This window comes from Bartonella sp. MR168JLCBS, from assembly GCF_042194175.1.
Genome location: NZ_JBHIMP010000343.1, coordinates 1 through 741, shown reverse-complemented (window position 1 = coordinate 741; position 741 = coordinate 1). Strand labels below are relative to the sequence as shown.

The 741-nt window shown below is 34.8% G+C and carries 2 pseudogenes; one reads left to right on the top strand and one right to left on the bottom strand.

Features of this window, described 5'->3' with window-relative positions:
* Window positions 1–41: 41 nt before the first annotated feature.
* Window positions 42–281, top strand: a pseudogene (locus ACFIK8_RS11300) (nicotinate-nucleotide--dimethylbenzimidazole phosphoribosyltransferase); the annotation flags it as partial.
* Between the two features lie 55 nt (window positions 282–336).
* Here ACFIK8_RS11300 and ACFIK8_RS11295 read toward each other — a convergent pair.
* Window positions 337–741, bottom strand: a pseudogene (locus ACFIK8_RS11295) (Lrp/AsnC family transcriptional regulator); the annotation flags it as partial.

Below are 741 nucleotides of genomic sequence, written 5' to 3'. Positions count from 1 at the left end.
AATTGCCGCTATGGTAGCTGCCACTTAGTTGCGAGAATCTGATTATTTTGGATGGTTTTGTGGCAACAGCAGCAGCAATACTTTATAAATGAATCCAAGAGTTCTTGATCGTAAACTTATTGGACAAAGGTCCTCGGAGCCAGCACACCGCAATCTTTTAGAAAAAATTAACAAAGAACCGCTCCTAGATCTGAGGATAAATCTTGGCCAAAGGACCGGCACGGCTGGTATTGTTAAGGTTGCTGTTTTAACACATGCCACAAATGACAGTATTCAAATAAGAAGACTTGATCGTTAAAAAAATGACAGCGTGATTATAAAGATTAAAAAAAATCTTTAAGAATTTTGTTCACTTGTTTTTTCGTGCAGTTTTATATCGTTAAGTGATAGTTTCGTTGTGCATTTAATCTGTTCCATCGCGAAAGAAGATGAAACGTCACGTATATCAACTTTTTAGCAATTAATCTTTTGTAAAAAAAATCATAAACCTCAATATTGGGAACAATGACACGTAATAAATAGTCAATATCTCCACTTATCCGATAAAATTCGATCACTTCACGAAATTTTTGAACAATTTTTGAAAAGCATTTAAGCCATTCGTGGCTATGTGTGTTCAAACAAATAGAAACAAAAACAGTGACATATGCATTTACTTTTTCTGGAGAAAGAACAGCAAAACGACGTTCAATAACACCATCTTCTTCAAGTTTTTGAATTCTGCACCAACAAAGAGTGGTG